At 69.5% G+C, this 14104-nt stretch carries 16 protein-coding genes; 11 read left to right on the top strand and 5 right to left on the bottom strand.

Annotated elements, in window-relative coordinates:
• Window positions 1-89 precede the first annotated feature (89 nt).
• The 3 genes from ACWIGU_RS24920 to ACWIGU_RS24910 all read left to right on the top strand — a co-directional run bounded on the left by ACWIGU_RS24920 (window position 90) and on the right by ACWIGU_RS24910 (window position 1999).
• Window positions 90-284, top strand: a complete 195-nt coding sequence (locus ACWIGU_RS24920) for a hypothetical protein (protein WP_454403912.1) — start codon at window positions 90-92, stop codon at window positions 282-284.
• Window positions 285-482: 198 nt separating this feature from the next.
• Window positions 483-1382 (top strand): bifunctional helix-turn-helix transcriptional regulator/GNAT family N-acetyltransferase, encoded by a 900-nt coding sequence (locus tag ACWIGU_RS24915; RefSeq protein WP_454403911.1) that lies wholly within the window; start codon window positions 483-485, stop codon window positions 1380-1382.
• A gap of 119 nt (window positions 1383-1501) precedes the next feature.
• Window positions 1502-1999 carry a GNAT family N-acetyltransferase gene (locus tag ACWIGU_RS24910; protein WP_454403910.1) on the top strand — a complete coding sequence of 166 codons (498 nt, stop codon included), beginning with the start codon at window positions 1502-1504 and terminating at the stop codon, window positions 1997-1999.
• Between the two features lie 157 nt (window positions 2000-2156).
• Here the strand turns inward: ACWIGU_RS24910 and ACWIGU_RS24905 are convergent, their stop codons facing one another.
• Window positions 2157-2642 carry a nucleoside deaminase gene (locus ACWIGU_RS24905; protein ID WP_356289043.1) on the bottom strand — a complete coding sequence of 162 codons (486 nt, stop codon included), beginning with the start codon at window positions 2640-2642 and terminating at the stop codon, window positions 2157-2159.
• Between the two features lie 323 nt (window positions 2643-2965).
• Window positions 2966-3130: a hypothetical protein gene (locus ACWIGU_RS24900; protein WP_454403909.1), complete on the bottom strand. Its 165-nt coding sequence runs from the start codon at window positions 3128-3130 to the stop codon at window positions 2966-2968.
• A 469-nt stretch (window positions 3131-3599) separates the two neighbouring features.
• Here ACWIGU_RS24900 and ACWIGU_RS24895 point away from each other — a divergent pair, with 469 nt between their 5' ends.
• The 3 genes from ACWIGU_RS24895 to ACWIGU_RS24885 all read left to right on the top strand — a co-directional run bounded on the left by ACWIGU_RS24895 (window position 3600) and on the right by ACWIGU_RS24885 (window position 6269).
• Entirely contained in the window at window positions 3600-4220 is a 621-nt protein-coding gene (locus tag ACWIGU_RS24895; RefSeq protein ID WP_454403908.1) for a helix-turn-helix domain-containing protein, read from the top strand.
• A gap of 795 nt (window positions 4221-5015) precedes the next feature.
• Complete coding sequence (locus ACWIGU_RS24890; RefSeq protein ID WP_454403907.1) at window positions 5016-5564, top strand: hypothetical protein; 549 nt, start codon at window positions 5016-5018, stop codon at window positions 5562-5564.
• 213 nt (window positions 5565-5777) lie between these two features.
• On the top strand, window positions 5778-6269 hold the full coding sequence (locus tag ACWIGU_RS24885; RefSeq protein WP_454403906.1) for a nucleotidyltransferase domain-containing protein: 492 nt from the start codon (window positions 5778-5780) through the stop codon (window positions 6267-6269).
• A gap of 145 nt (window positions 6270-6414) precedes the next feature.
• Here the strand turns inward: ACWIGU_RS24885 and ACWIGU_RS24880 are convergent, their stop codons facing one another.
• The gene (locus ACWIGU_RS24880; RefSeq protein WP_454403905.1) at window positions 6415-7827 is read right to left on the bottom strand and encodes an MFS transporter; all 1413 of its coding nucleotides are present in this window, start codon (window positions 7825-7827) and stop codon (window positions 6415-6417) included.
• A gap of 322 nt (window positions 7828-8149) precedes the next feature.
• On the opposite strand from ACWIGU_RS24880, the gene ACWIGU_RS24875 reads away from it, so the two are divergent.
• From ACWIGU_RS24875 to ACWIGU_RS24865, 3 genes are all read left to right on the top strand, one after another.
• Window positions 8150-9136, top strand: a complete 987-nt coding sequence (locus ACWIGU_RS24875) for an SDR family NAD(P)-dependent oxidoreductase (RefSeq protein ID WP_454403904.1) — start codon at window positions 8150-8152, stop codon at window positions 9134-9136.
• Window positions 9137-9387: 251 nt separating this feature from the next.
• Window positions 9388-9966: a dihydrofolate reductase family protein gene (locus ACWIGU_RS24870; protein ID WP_454403903.1), complete on the top strand. Its 579-nt coding sequence runs from the start codon at window positions 9388-9390 to the stop codon at window positions 9964-9966.
• A 157-nt stretch (window positions 9967-10123) separates the two neighbouring features.
• A complete protein-coding gene (locus ACWIGU_RS24865) occupies window positions 10124-10909 on the top strand; it encodes an ABC transporter permease (protein ID WP_454403902.1) in 786 nt (261 codons plus the stop codon).
• Window positions 10910-11001: 92 nt separating this feature from the next.
• On the opposite strand, the gene ACWIGU_RS24860 is transcribed toward ACWIGU_RS24865, so the two are convergent.
• Together ACWIGU_RS24860 and ACWIGU_RS24855 are read right to left on the bottom strand one after the other, a co-directional pair.
• Window positions 11002-11931, bottom strand: a complete 930-nt coding sequence (locus tag ACWIGU_RS24860; protein WP_454403901.1) for a M56 family metallopeptidase — start codon at window positions 11929-11931, stop codon at window positions 11002-11004.
• A 15-nt stretch (window positions 11932-11946) separates the two neighbouring features.
• Entirely contained in the window at window positions 11947-12333 is a 387-nt protein-coding gene (locus ACWIGU_RS24855; protein ID WP_454403900.1) for a BlaI/MecI/CopY family transcriptional regulator, read from the bottom strand.
• Between the two features lie 123 nt (window positions 12334-12456).
• Between ACWIGU_RS24855 and ACWIGU_RS24850 the strand changes: the two genes are divergently transcribed.
• Together ACWIGU_RS24850 and ACWIGU_RS24845 are read left to right on the top strand one after the other, a co-directional pair.
• Window positions 12457-13152, top strand: a complete 696-nt coding sequence (locus tag ACWIGU_RS24850; protein WP_454403899.1) for a phosphatase PAP2 family protein — start codon at window positions 12457-12459, stop codon at window positions 13150-13152.
• Window positions 13149-13985: an undecaprenyl-diphosphate phosphatase gene (locus tag ACWIGU_RS24845; RefSeq protein ID WP_454403898.1), complete on the top strand. Its 837-nt coding sequence runs from the start codon at window positions 13149-13151 to the stop codon at window positions 13983-13985. Before ACWIGU_RS24850 ends, ACWIGU_RS24845 begins: the two co-directional genes overlap by 4 nt.
• The last annotated feature ends 119 nt before the right edge of the window (window positions 13986-14104 follow it).

Genomic DNA, 14104 nt, shown 5'->3' with positions numbered 1-14104 from the left:
CGCCGCCAGCTTTGATGACGAGCACGTCTGCGATCGGCGCTCCCCGCACCGCTTGCATAAGAAATCGAACATGCGATCTAATTGATGGTATGCGGAACACGATCACCGAGGACCTCGTAGAGACACAGCGGGAGTGGGACGCGACCTACCGGCAGCTGGCTGTGCAGCCCGGCCGCACAGCCCTGCGCCGCCGCCTGCTGCAGCTGTCCCGGGTGCTGGCCGGAGAGCGGCTGAGCCCAGCGCAGAAGGCGGAGCTGCGGCAACGGGCGCGGGAGGGCCGCTGACCGGGCGGCGGTGGCGGATCGCCGCGCAGATGCGGCGGCGGGCAACGGGCAGCGCGCGAGGCGCTGTATGCGCCGATCTCGGGCATGAGATGCCGGCCCGCGGCGGAGGCGATCGCGGGGAAGATCCCGTAGCGCCGGCGCGTCAACGGATCCGTGTCCGGGGGCAGCGATCGGGATTCTCTGACTAAAGTCAGAGATATGGATGCGACGCAGATCGACGGGGTGCGACGGTTCAACCGCACGGTCACGGAACGTGTGGGCGTGCTGCACGACCACTACCTGGGCCTCGACCGGCCCGTCGCCGAGGTGCGGCTGCTCTGGGAGATCGGCCTGCAGGGCCGGGACGTACGGCGGCTGCGCGAGCGCCTCGGGCTCGACTCCGGCTACGTCAGTCGGCTGCTGCGCTCCTTGGAGACGGACGGCCTCGTGACGGTGGAGCCGCAGCCCGAGGACAGGCGCGTGCGCACCGTACGTCTCACTGATGCAGGCCGTGCGGAATTCGCCGTGCTCGACCGGCGTAGCGACGAGTTGGCCGGCTCTCTCCTGGAGCCGCTCAACGCCGGCCAGCGCGCCCGCCTCGTCGCCGCCATGGCCGAGGTCGACCGGTTGCTGACGGCCGCGACGGTCACGGTGGACGCGGTTGATCCGGAACGCCCGGACGCCCAGCACTGCCTGCGGTCCTACTTCGCGGAAATGCAGGAACGCTTCGAGACCGGATTCGATCCCGGGCGGAGCCTGCTGCCCGACGCGGGTGAACTCCGCCCACCGAACGGCCTGTTCCTGGTCGCCCGGCTCCACGGCGAGCCTGTCGGCTGCGCCGGTCTGAAGCTGCCGCCCGGCGCCCCGGCCGAGATCAAACGCATGTGGGTCGACCCCCGCACCCGGGGCCTCGGTCTCGGCCGCCGGTTCCTGGCCGAGCTGGAGGCGCGGGCCGCCCGGCACGGCTGCGACGTACTGCGCCTGGACACCAACAAGGCGCTCGCCGCCGCGATCGGCCTGTACCACTCCTGCGGCTTCCAGGAGGTCGCCGCCTTCAACGACGAGCCCTACGCCCACCATTGGTTCGAGAAGCGGATCACCGCACCACGGTCGGGATGAGGGCTTCGAGGGACTGGTGGATTGTGGATTGTGTGCCGGATGGCGGACATGTCTGGTGGAGCGGGCGCAGCTGCGCCATGTGGACCGCCTGAGCGTCGGCCGGTTGTAGCCTCCCTCTCATGACCTGGCTCCCGGATGACTTCGTTCACCCCGTCCATGTGCCCGTGCCCCACACCGCGCTGCACCTGCGGCCGATCCGCGAGTCGGACACCGCGCTCGACTACCCGGCCGTCATGGGCTCTCAGGAGCGGCTGTGGGAGATCTTCGGTCCGGCCTGGGGATGGCCCAAGAAGACGATGACCTACGAAGAGGACCGCATCGACCTACTGCGCCACGAGAAGGAGATAGCCGCGCACCAGTCCTTCAACTACGCGTTGCTGGACGAGGAAGAGACAGCGGTCCTCGGCTGCGTCTACGTCGATCCACCCGAGCGCACCGGCTCCGACGGCGAGATCTCCTGGTGGGTGGTGGACGACCTCGTCGGCAGCGAGGCGGAGCGCGCGCTCGACGCCCTGGTACCCGAGTGGATCGCCGCCGACTGGCCCTTCCGGCAGCCTCGTTGTCTGGGCCGGGACATCACCTGGCAGGAGTGGCTGTCGCTGCCGCCCGCCGATTGACCCTTCTGTTGGACATCAGCCGCCCGGACCGGCCGGGAAACCGCACCCAGAGCCGTTGGCCCGGAGCGTGCGGTGCTCGTCGCGGCGGAGTCCGGTTACGCCGGGTGGTGCGACGGGCCCGGGCCGGCCAGGCGGCTGAGAGGGCAGGTGCGGTCGGTCAGGCGTTCCATGCCCGTTGTGCCAGGCGCCGGTGCAACTCGTTGACCGCGGGAACGAGTTCATCGACAGGGCCCTCGACCTCGACCGAGGGAGCGACCTCCTGGATGGTCAGGCTGCGCACGGGCGCCTGGGGGCGGCCCCAATCGGCGAGCCACCCGGACAACTGGGCCGCAGAGGCCACGTACACGATGCGACCCAGCCCGACCCAGGCATGTGCGGCCGAGCACATCGGGCAGTGCTCACCAGAGGTGTAGACGGTGGCGGCGGCCCGTTCCTGAGGTGAGAGGTTCGCGGCCGCCCAGCGGGCGAGTTCGAACTCGGGGTGGCACGTGGCGTCGCCGTCGGCGACCCGGTTGCGGTCCTCGGCGCGGACGACTCCGGCACCGTCCACAAGTACCGAGCCGAAGGGCTCGTCCCCGGCTTCCAGAGCTTCGGCCGCCAGCTCGACGCACCGTCGCAAATGGTCCAAGTCGTGGGTGTCCATCAAAGCCCCTCCGGCGCTCGAAACTGATGCGCACGCCATGCTCACACAGGCCTCGGGCGGAGTCCCGCATCGGTGCTGTGGTCGGCGGGTCTGCGGCAGCGCGATGGGCGTGCGAGCGGCAGGTGCGCTGCCAGTCGCTTTGGACGTAGACAGAAACGGTCGGGCAGACGTCGGGCGCCGTCGTGCGACAGCGCCTGACGCCATGTCATCAGGCGGAATTCCGCGCCTGGTTGGGCGCGGGCGTCACGCGAGAATGGTCTCCGAGGTGGCCCCCTTCTCGTTCGCCGACGCTGCGACCTGCGCTGTCGACTTCGGGCCGCGGGCTAGGACGTAGACGAACAGGGCGGGGTCTGGGCGACGTTCAGCCCGGCCACGGAGGCGATGACGGCCATCAGCGCGATCGGGACGGCGATCAGGATCGCGCGCAGCTGACGTGCATCGGGCGCACCGCGGTCACGGGCGGTGCCGCTCCCGTCAGGGGCTGCCACCTGGGGGGCCGGTTCGTACTCATGGATTCCTCTCAAAAGGGCGTACGGGGCGTACGGGGTCTGGGGAGGGGGCCGGAGCATGGTGGGTCGCCGAGGGAGAGGGGGGCGGGACGCGGCAGCCGCGCGCGTCTTTCGGTGTGCGCAGGGCCGGCATGGGCCCGGGCATCAGGCGGTGATGGCGATGTCGCCCTGCGTTGCGGTGAAGGCCGCCTCGGTGTAGGTGGGTGTAGGTGGCCGGGTGAGCGTCGATGTGGGCGCCTCCCAGGGCACCTGCCGCGGCGGAGGCGCGCACCTGAGCCGTGCCGGCCTGCATCCGGGTGGCGACCGCGAGGATGCGGCGAGTCACGAGCGTGCCGTCGGCCGGACGCACCCCGGCGATTCCGCCGTCCTCCTTTCGCTCGGGCGTGGCCCAGCCCTTCCGGGTCACCTCGTCAGCGAACGTAACCCTCACTTGCATCACGGGCATACGATGTTGCCTATGACGCAAAATGATGGCGAGCTGGACAGCCTCGTACGCAAACGGATCCGCGCCCTGCGCGTGGCACAGGGCTGGTCCCTGGAGGAACTGGCCACCCGCGCCGACGTCAGCCAGTCAACGCTCTCCCGCATCGAGAACGGCCGGCGCCGCCTCGCCCTGGACCAGCTGGTCACCCTCGCCCGCGCTCTCGACACATCTCTCGACCAGCTCGTGGAGAACGCCTCCGACGACGTCATCACGAGCCCCATGATCGACGCGGCCCACAGCATGATGCGCTGGCCCGTCAAGGGCGACCCCGGCATGAGCGTCGTGCGCCAGCGGATGACCGAACCACCGCCGGACAACCCCGCACGCATGCGTGCGCACCCCGGCCGGGAATGGCTCGTCGTCCTGTCCGGCACCGCGGTCCTCATGCTGGGCCACCGCAGGTTCCGCGTCGAGACCAACCAGGCCGCGGAGTTCCCCACCATGCTCCCGCACGCCATCGGCGCCGAGGGTGGCCCCTGCGAGATCCTGGGCATCTTCGACCGCGACGCCCGCCGCGGCCACCAGCGCGACAGCGGCAGCAAAGGCGTCGGCGACGACTTCGAGCCGGGCGGCCCCTGCTCCTGAGCTCGTGCCGCGGCAGAAGTTTTGCCGCACACCGGCCACACCGACGGCCCACACACCCGGACACCGGCCGCCCACACACCCGGCCGCCCACACACCCGCCCAGCAGAATGCCGCCGACTCCGGCAGCCAGGCAGACACCTTTGGCCTGGACGAGGAAGTACTCACCGCGCGCTACACCGCCATCGCCGCCCCCGCAGTCGGCGTCGCCACGGCCGGTGACGACACGTGGCTACGCCTGACGCGGGGTTTGGTGACTGACTGGCAGCGCGTGTACCTCCTGAGTCACTGCTGTCGGGCAGGGTCTGCAAGGGAAGGGGTGCCCCGGGCTCCGAGGAGGCGGCAACGGTTGGACCGGTGGCGCAGTTCAACCGCTTCAGGTCCGCAGGCGTGAGGCTGTGCCGCTGTGGCGGCCGGAACATCGGGTGAGTGCTGCGAAGGCTGTGCCACCAGGGGATTTGCCCGCCGTGAGGCGCCGGTCGAGCCCGTCGAACGGGTTCGGTGCCGAGATGAGTGGCCGCTCAAGATGACGTGGAGCGGATTGGGAGTAGCGTTTATCACTGAGACCGCAACCCGGGACGCGCCACATCGGCGAAGTCTTCTCGCGGTGGACAGCTCGACTGCTGCTGCGGGGTTCGCGCGTAGAGCCGCACACGGCCGACACACGGCCGGCGGCCACGGCGTGTCTTTCAATTTCCAGAGCGGTGACATTTCGACCGCGCGCCCTGATGTTTCTTGCGTGCGCGGCCATCCATCTCGCGTTCGGGTGCGCGAGACGATGGAAGGGAGAAAATTCTCATGCGAGCACTTCGCGTGAAGCGCCTCTTCGCGGTGACCGCCACCGGAGTTCTGATGGCGGGTGGCGCCGCGATCGGCACAGCGGGGACGGCCTCGGCCAACACGGGCTCGAACCACCACAACTCCGGCTACAGCGACTGCTACAACCGCGGCTGGGGCTGGAACTGGAACTGGAAGTACAACGACTGCCGCTACTACGGTCACCACCGATACGGTGGCTACAACCGCGGCTACTACAACTACAGCTACAACGACTACGGTCGCCGTGGCTACAACGACTACGGTCGCGGTGGCTACAACGACTACGGCCGTGGTGGCTACGGCGGCTACGGCGGCTACGGCGGTTACGGCGGTTACGGCGGAGGTGGCTACGGCGGCTACGGCGGCGGTGGCTACGGCGGCGGTGACTACGGCGGCGGTGGCGGCTACGGCGGCGGTGGCGGTGGCTACGGCGGCGGTGGCGACGGCGGCGGTGGCGGCGGCTACGGCGGCGGTGGCGGCGGCTACGGCGGCGGCGGTGGGGGCGGCTACGGCGGCGGTGGCGGCTGACTGTCTGCCTCCTGAGAGCGCGGTGTGCGGGCCCGGTCAGCGCCGGGGCCGCACACTGCGTTACTCCCCAACCCGCCCACACAGCGAGAGTGCGGCAACCGCGGGGGTGAGGGTCGCACACGCCGCGTGAGGCCGGAGGTGCTGTCTACGACGTAGCGGGGACATGGAATTCGTTCGCCGGCACAGGCGGATGCTTCTAGTCTGCGTCGGGTGATGACAGCTGACGACGTGCTGTGCGTTCTAACTCGTTTGCAGCGGGCGAACGTTGACGTCTGGATCGGTGGAGGGTGGGGAATCGATGCTCTGCTCGGCGAGCAGACCCGGGACCACCGTGACCTGGACCTGATGCACCGACAAGACCAGGAAGCCGCCGCGCTGGGGGTCCTTGGTGAGGCGGGCTTCGTGGAGAGTGTGGATCGGAGGCCCATCAGATTCGTCATGGCGGCTGCGGACGGACAGGAGATCGACCTTCACCCGCTGGTCTTTGCCGACGACGGCTCAGCAGCGCAGGCATCACCCGAACCGCAGCGCCCTTTCACGTATCCCTGCTCGTGTTTCGTGACCGGCACCATCAAGGGAATGTCCGTCCCGTGCTTGTCCGTCGAGCAGCAGGTCTATTTCCATCAGGGATACGAGCCGTCGGAACGCGATCGCCACGACATGGCACAACTGCGCCGCGCCTTCGGGACCACCACGCACTTCTGATCCAGCCGGGTCCGGCCTGATCCAGCCTGATCCAAACGGAAAGCCCTACAGTTCCGCCTTTCCCATGGTCTGGCCTCGAGCGCTTTTCCACACCGGCCGGCTCATCGGCGTACTGCCATGCCCTGGCTCGCCGCCTCGCCGCCATTCAGTCGGTGGCGTGGCCGGGTGCCTTCCGGGGGATGCAGAAGAGCGCAAGGGTGGCGGCCGTCAGGTAAGCGGCCGAACCGATGGCCATGCTGGTCCGCAGCCCGTTGGTGAAGTTGCCTGTGGCGGCCAGCAGGGAGCCTCCCAGCGCGACGCCTGTGGCACTGCCGACCTGGCGGGTGGTGTTGAACAGGGCGGAGGCGGTGCCGGAGTACTTGTCAGGGGCGGCCGCCATCACGGTGGTCGTTGACCCGGTGAGGGCGAAGGACGTACCGAAGCCCGCCGCCATCATCGGCGCCACGAGCAGGGCGTAGCCGGGGTTCGGTCCGGCCACGGCCCAGCCGGCCAGGCCTGCCCCTCCGAGAAGCAAGCCGGAGACCACGAGCGGGCGGTGTCCGGTGCGACGTGCCAGCCGTCCGGACAGGACGGAGGCGAACATCGTCATGGCCACTGCCGGGAAAAGGGCGAACCCGGTGCGCAGCGCGGTCAGGCCGCGCTGATGCTGGAAGTACAGGCTGGCGGTGAAGACCATCCCGTAGAAGGCGAAGTTGAACAGCAGGCCGATGATCGCTCCACCGCTCATCGCCCGGGAGCGCAGCAGCCGCAGTGGCAGCACGGGGGTGCGGGCCAGGTGCTCCCGCAGGACGAACGCGGCTGCCGCCAGCAGGCACAGGCCGGCCCCGGTCAGGATCAGTGGGTCCGTCCAGCCGCGTCGTCCGGCCTCGTTCAGCACGGCGGTCAGCAGGGCCACCGTCGCGATGATCGCGCACTGGGCCGGCCAGTCCACCGGGCGGTCCGTGCGCCGGGCCGAAGGGGGCACGCGGCGCAGCGTGAGCAGCAGGCAGACGCATCCGACGGGCAGGTTGATGAAGAACACCCAGCGCCAGCCCACGGTCGTGACGAGGAGGCCGCCCAGGAGGGGGCCGGCCGAGGCGGCGATGCCGGCCATGGAGCCCCACAGGCCGAAGGCCCGCGAGCGCTCGACGGGGGAGGGATACGCCTGTTGGAGGAGAGCGAGGGAGGCGGGCACGATCAGTGCCGCGCCGGCGCCTTCCAGCAGCCGGGCGGCGATCAGAGTCCCGGTGCTCCGGGCCAGTCCGCAGCCGGCCGAGGCGACGGTGAACACCACCACCCCGGTGCAGAAGATCCGGCGATTGCCCAACCGGTCTCCGAGCGCGCCGCCGGTGAGCAGGAGGCCGGCGAAGATCAGGGTGTAGCTGTTGGTGATCCACTGAATCCCTGTCAGCGACGCCGACAGTTCCCGCCCCATCACCGGAACGGCGACGTTGATGACGGTCACGTCCAGGATGACCATGAAGTAGCCCGTGCAGACAGCGAGCAGCGGGGCCAGGGAGCGGCCCGAAGCCACAGACCTGTCCGGTCCATGGGTCTGCGGACCACCGGCACGCACCATGGCAGCACCGTAGATCAGGAACGCGCCTCCCTCGGCAGACCCGCGCCGTGTCAAGCTCTCACGGACCGCTGCCCGCATCGAACGGCGAGCAATGTTCGAGACCTTGGGTGTGCCACACACCTGGAGACTGCGGTCGCCCTTGACTCTGCTGCTTCAGATTGATGTGGGCGGGCCTGTCTGTCGGCGGGGTGTCGGCGTCCGTCGCGGCGGTCGGTGATCCGTAGGCGATGTGTCGGTTCGCGCTGGAACTGTGGAGGGCGAGCTGCTCCCTCGGGAGCGGCCGCAACCGTCTCGCCCCTCCGGATCCAGGGAGCCTCCCGTCATGTCGCCCACGTCCTCCACTCCGCCCTGGGATGTTCACCGGCTGCCGCGCGCGGAGGGCAGCGTCTTCTTGGTCACCGGCGGCAACGCCGGTATCGGGTACTTCATCGCGGAGCAGCTTTCAGCGACGGGAGCGACGGTCGTGCTGGGCTGTCGGGACCCGGCGAGAGCCGAAGCCGCCGTGACGTCGATCCGCTCTCGCGTGCCCGGCGCGCAGGTACGGGCAATCCGGCTGGACCTCGCTGACCTGTCGTCGCTCAGCGCAGCGGTGGAATCCCTGGAGGTGGGTGCTCTGCACGCGGTGGTCCACAATGCGGGCGTCGCGCTCGATGACCCGCCTCGTCGCGAGACAGGGGATGGTCATGAACTCATGTTCGGCACGAATCACCTCGGGCATTTCGCGCTGACCGGTCTGCTGATGCCGCTGCTGTCGGCCGCACCTGCGGCGCGTGTCGTGACCGTCGGTAGTTTCGCGGCGAAATCGGAACGGCTGGACCTGGACGACCTCCAGTCCCGGCGGGACTACCAGGCCAAACGCACCTACGGACGAACCAAGCTGGCCCAGATGTACTTCGGGCTCGAACTCGACCGCCGCCTGCGCGCCCTCGGCAGTTCGGTGGAGAGCGCAGTGGTCCATCCCGGCGGTGCCCTGGACGCCCTCACTCCGTCACGGCCGCCGGTCCATGTGCGAAGCCTCGGCGCGCGGCTGTGCGCGGCGCCCGCCGCTCTACTCGTCCAAGGCAAGCACGCCGGCGCCTGGCCGGCGGTCCGAGCGGTGCTCGACCCGGCCGTGCGCGGAGGACAGCTGTGGGGGCCGCGCCTGTTCAGCCTGCGCGGGGCACCCCGACAAGAGGCGGTATGGAGTCATCTCGCCGACACCGCCGTCGCGGCGGGGCTGTGGGACGCCAGCTGCGACCTGACCGACGTCGACCCCACCGGCCTCCGCGGACAGGCCGGGCGAGCAGGCCCGTGGCCGACGGGGGGCTGAGTCAGCTGAGTCACGGCGTGGGACTCGGCGCTTCTCTTCCTGTGATGGGAGCGTGCAACTGGGCACGAATGAGCGGGAGTTGATAGGCCGGAGGAATCGGCCAGGAACCACCGCTCGGTCGAGGTGGTGACGTCTGCCCGGGACTGGCAATCGGGGGCGGCCGGACTCCGGGAGTGCGAGGGCGATGAGTCCCGCCGCGGTCCCCGGTCTGTATACCCGACACGCGATCAACCGTACGCGAGGAGAGCATCATGACCGCCACCTACACATACGACGTCTTCTCCAGCCTCGACGGCTTCGGCGCTGCCAGTGGAAACTGGACCGGCTACTGGGGCAAGCAAGGCCCCGAGCTCCTCGAGCACCGTCTCGCCCTGTACGACGACGAGCAGCGGATGGTCTTCGGGGCCAACACATATCGGGCGTTCGCGCAGATGCTGGCCTCGAGCACCGAGGAGTCCGAGGTGCGTGACCCATGGGTCACCCGGATGAGGAACCTGCCGGCGACGGTGGTGTCGACCACGCTGGAAGGGCCCCTCGACTGGCCGGACGCGAACGTCGCCGCCGGCGACGCCGTCGACGTCGTCGCTCGGCTCAAGAAGGAGTCCAAGGTGCCGTTGCGTTCGCACGGCAGTCTGTCGATGAACCGGGCGCTGATGGCCGCCGGCCTGGTCGACCGCGTCCAGGTGACGCTCTTCCCCGTGATCACAGGTCAGACCGGGCTGGCCCCGATCTTCCAGGGTGCGGCCGACTTCGACCTCGAGCTGATCGAGCACCGGACCCTCGACGGCGACATCCAAGAACTCATCTACCGGCCCACCCTGCATGTCTGAGCCCGTGCGGGCCGATGGGAGGCGCGTGAGTTTCGCCCGGGGCGGGATGGTGGTGACCGTGCAGCGGACGCGCATCGAGTCCGTCCCCGATCCCACCCCGCCCCCGTGACGTGGTCGTCGAGACCGGAACTCGGCCGCGGCATCTACGGTGAGACACGTGACGCTGAGCGCAAGATCTCTTCTCCCGGTCAACATCACGCTCGGCGTACTGCTGATCGTGCTTCTCGCGGTGGCGGCGGGGGTTGCCTACTGGTTTCGTCTGTCTCCCGACTCATCGGCCGGCAGGCCGAGGGAGATCCTGGTCGCGGGGGTGCGCGCGGCGGCTCAGCTCGCCGCGGTGTCCGTGGTCATCACCTGGGCAGTCACCACGGTGGCCGGCCTGGTCGCGTTCCTGGCCGTGATGTTCACCGTCGCCGTAGGCACGGCAGGCCGAAGGCTGACCACCAACCGCACCTGGTGGCTGACCGCCGCGCCCATTGCCGCCGGTGTCGTCCCCACGGTGGCCGCATTGCTGCTCACGGGACTGGTTCCCCTCAAGGGACTCGCCCTTGTTCCGGTCACCGGCATTCTCATCGGCGGCGCCCTGACGGTGACGGTGCTCTCCGGGCGCCGCGCCCTGGACGAGCTGGAACAGCGCCGAGGTGAGGTCGAGGCGGCGATGGCGCTGGGCTTCCTCGACCGGGATGCGCGGATGGAGATCGCCCGGCCCGCGGCATCGGACGCCCTGCTTCCGGGCCTGGACCAGACACGTACGGTCGGCCTGGTCACGCTCCCCGGGGCGTTCGTGGGCATGCTGTTGGGCGGTGCGAGTCCGGTGATGGCCGGGGCGGTGCAGCTGTTCGTACTGATCGCCCTCATGGCCGTGCAGGCCATCGCAGTCGCCGTAACCGTCGAACTCATCGCTCGTCGGCGCCTGTTCCGCCCTGACACGAAGAGCCGCTGAAATGACGTGACTTCAGGACCCTGGGTCTCGTGGCTCACGATGGTGAGGGCGCGGGCATGCAGGGTGTGCTCGCCCACGTCGGAGCGCGGTCATCAGCGTAGGTGCGCGAGTTCGAGGAACTCGTGCAAGTCATGAGCGGCTTCCAGCACGCAGACGCTGCTTATTCCCACCAGAGCTCCGGCCGCGGCGAGGAGGTGTGCCGGTCTGCGCGGGGGAGGTTCGAGCAGGGCTGCGACTCGGCGGGGGATGACGCCCGGGGCCGGGCTGCGGCCGAGGACCCCCAGGGCCGCTGACGGCAGGCGAAGCGCGCGGGTTCGTTTGGTCGCCACGGCCGCTCTGGCCACGGTTTCGGCGACTGCGCGCCGGTCGCCGGTGTGGAGTGCGGCGTACTCATCGGCCCACCGCTCGACGGTGTAGGCCACGGACGCGGCCAGCGGGCGGAGCAGCGGGTTGGCGGCGGCTGAGATCTGGGCGAGGGTGACGAACGCGTAGTGATGGTGGTTCAGGTGGGCTCGTTCATGGGCCAGGATGATGTCGTGACCGGTGGGGTCGAGAGCGTCGAGCATGCCGTGGGAGATGACGATCCGGCCGGGCAGTCCTGGCATGGTGTACGCGTCGGCGTGCAGGTCGTCGGTGACGACGACCGATTCCCTCCCGGGGAGGCAGGCCGCTTCGAGAGCGGCTGCCCACAGCGCACCGGCCCGGCGCACGGTGAGGCGGACGGTGGCCGCGACGGCGAGCGTGAGCAGAACGGCTCCTGCCAGGGCCGCGGGCCAGGCTGCCGGGTCGTCGCGGGCGACCACCGCAGGGGAGTAGCCCTCGATCGCCGCGATCAGCGGGAGACGCACCAGTCCCGCCACGGCCAGCAGGGCGAGGACCACGGTGCTGGACACGGCCAGGATCAGTCCGGCCGCTGTCAGCAGCCATGTCGCCAGCCGCGGTTCGAGGCGGCGGGCCAGTGGGCCCGCGCTCAAGCCGGCCAGCGCGGGCAGCAGCAGCGGCAAGTAGACGGCCAGGTGCATCGGTACGCTTCTCCGCTACCCGTCGCTGCCCAGCAGGCGGCGCAGCAGGTCTTCGTCGTCGTCGGACAGCTCGTCCACGAAATGGGTCAGAACGGAGGCGCGGTCGGTGCCTGCCTCCATCACCTGGTGCATGTGTCTGGCCGTCAGCCCCGACTCGTCGGAGACGGGTTCATACGCGTAACTGCGGCCCAGCGGCGTTCGTTCGAGTACGCCACGGCTGTGCAGACGGGCGAGCGTGGTGGCCACGGTCGTGTGCGCGGGGGACGCCGTCAGGAGTTCAGCCACGTCCCCGGGCGTCAGGGCACGTCCGGCCGAGTGCAGCAACGAGAGGATCTCGGTCTCCAGCGCGCCGTTGGCCCGGCGCCTGCCACCGGTCCCAGATGCCTGTTCCTGAGCACCCAACGCCGTCCTCCTGTCTTCGTGGTCTAAAGTCACCCGTATCTTCTATTCGCGAATAGAAGATAATGTGTCCCCAGCCCCGCCGTCACGTCCCAGGTGCGGTGGACCCTGCTCACAGGATGCCTGATGCCTCCTTCGCCTGCCCACAGCCCTCGGCGCGAGAGCCTGCCGTTCTGGCTTGCCATGTCCGTCCTGGCGGTGTGCGGAGTTCTGCTCGGGACCCTGGTTGCCGCGGTCGCGACGCGGGCGTCGCCCTTCGCCCTGGACACGGCGCTGCATGCGTGGATGCTGGACCACCGTCCGGCCTGGGCACGGCAGTTGGCCATCGTCGTGACCGATACAGGCAGTGGAGCGGCGGCTTATGCGCTGGCGGCGGCGGCCGGAACGCTCGCGCAGCGCACCGCGTACTGGCGAGGCGCGCTCGCGGGGGTACTCGCTCTGGCCTCGGCGCAACTTCTGCGTATGGCATTGGCCTCGGCACTGGCAAGGCCCAGACCACCGTCCGCGGACTGGGCGGCGAAAGCCGGCGGATGGTCCATGCCGTCCGGGCACACCACGACGTCCATGGTGGTCGCCCTCTTGTTCACCCTCGCCGTACACCGCAGGGTGCATGGCCGGGGGCGGCCGTTCCTGCTCGCTGTCCCCGGGATCTGGGCAACCACCGTGGGCCTCACTCGGATTTTCCTGGGCATGCACTGGCCGACCGATGTCGCGGCCGGGTGGCTACTGGCCGGCTGCTGGGCCGCGTCGGCAATACTCGTTGTTCTTCTGTGGCGGCGCCGGGCCGGCCACGCACTCTCGATGGAAAGGCAGCACACGTGAGCGCCATCAGCATCGGACAGGCCGTGATCCTCGGCGTGGTGGAGGGAGTGACGGAGTTTCTGCCCGTCTCCTCCACCGGCCACCTGAAGATCACCGAGGGGCTGATGAACATCCCCGTGGACGACAAGTCCGTCGTCGCGTTCACCGCGGTGATCCAGGTCGGCGCCATCGCCGCAGTACTGCTCTACTTCTTCAAGGACATCGTCCGGATCCTGGGCGCATGGGGACGCGGCCTGCGCGACCGCGACCAGCGCTACCATCACGACTACAAATTCGCCTGGTGGGTCATCTACGCCACCATTCCCGTCGTCATCGTCGGACTGGCCGCCAAACCGCTGATCGAGGGCCCGCTCGCCTCGCTCTGGGTCGTGGCCGGATCGTTGATCGTCGGCAGTGGACTGATGTGGGCCGCCGACCAGATGGGCCGGCACAAGCGCGGCGAGGACGACACCAGCCTCAAGGACGCCATTCTCGTCGGCTCCTCCCAGATCCTGGCCCTCCTCTTCCCCGGCTTCTCGCGGTCCGGCGCCACCATGTCCACCGGGCTCATCCTCGACCTGGACCGCGTCGCCGCCACGCGCCTGTCGTTCTTCCTCGGCATCCCCGCACTCACCGGCGCCGGCCTGTACGAACTCAAGGACGCCGTCGGAGCCGGCGCGGCCACCGCGCCCCTCGTCGTGGGGACCGTGGTCTCTTTCATCGTCGCGTACGCATCCATCGCCTGGCTGCTGAAGTACGTCGCGCGGCACAGCTTCAATGCCTTCGTCATCTACCGGGTCATCATCGGCGTTCTCCTGTTCGCCCTCCTCGGCTCCGGAACCCTCAACGCCTGAACGGGCCACGGCGACGGCGCAGCCGCCGTCGCCGTGCTTCGGACCGAGGTCCTGGCACCGCCCGCGCCGACGGGCACCTGAACGCATCCTGACTGCCGTGCGGCGCAGCGCGCACCGCT

The organism is Streptomyces sp. NPDC055400, assembly GCF_053644375.1.
Note: the sequence above shows the minus strand (reverse complement) of the source record. Positions and strands in the feature narration are given on the sequence as shown.

Excerpts from the sequence above, each read along its gene's own strand:
- ACWIGU_RS24885 (WP_454403906.1), top strand. The coding sequence starts at position 5,778 with ATGACAGCTGACGACGTGCTGTGCGTTCTAACTCGTTTGCAGCGGGCG.
- ACWIGU_RS24875 (WP_454403904.1), top strand. The coding sequence starts at position 8,150 with ATGTCGCCCACGTCCTCCACTCCGCCCTGGGATGTTCACCGGCTGCCG.
- ACWIGU_RS24850 (WP_454403899.1), top strand. The coding sequence starts at position 12,457 with ATGCCTCCTTCGCCTGCCCACAGCCCTCGGCGCGAGAGCCTGCCGTTC.
- ACWIGU_RS24895 (WP_454403908.1), top strand. The coding sequence starts at position 3,600 with ATGTTGCCTATGACGCAAAATGATGGCGAGCTGGACAGCCTCGTACGC.
- ACWIGU_RS24910 (WP_454403910.1), top strand. The coding sequence starts at position 1,502 with ATGACCTGGCTCCCGGATGACTTCGTTCACCCCGTCCATGTGCCCGTG.
- ACWIGU_RS24870 (WP_454403903.1), top strand. The coding sequence starts at position 9,388 with ATGACCGCCACCTACACATACGACGTCTTCTCCAGCCTCGACGGCTTC.
- ACWIGU_RS24880 (WP_454403905.1), bottom strand. The coding sequence starts at position 7,827 with ATGGTGCGTGCCGGTGGTCCGCAGACCCATGGACCGGACAGGTCTGTG.
- ACWIGU_RS24860 (WP_454403901.1), bottom strand. The coding sequence starts at position 11,931 with ATGCACCTGGCCGTCTACTTGCCGCTGCTGCTGCCCGCGCTGGCCGGC.
- ACWIGU_RS24920 (WP_454403912.1), top strand. The coding sequence starts at position 90 with ATGCGGAACACGATCACCGAGGACCTCGTAGAGACACAGCGGGAGTGG.
- ACWIGU_RS24915 (WP_454403911.1), top strand. The coding sequence starts at position 483 with ATGGATGCGACGCAGATCGACGGGGTGCGACGGTTCAACCGCACGGTC.
- ACWIGU_RS24905 (WP_356289043.1), bottom strand. The coding sequence starts at position 2,642 with ATGGACACCCACGACTTGGACCATTTGCGACGGTGCGTCGAGCTGGCG.
- ACWIGU_RS24890 (WP_454403907.1), top strand. The coding sequence starts at position 5,016 with ATGCGAGCACTTCGCGTGAAGCGCCTCTTCGCGGTGACCGCCACCGGA.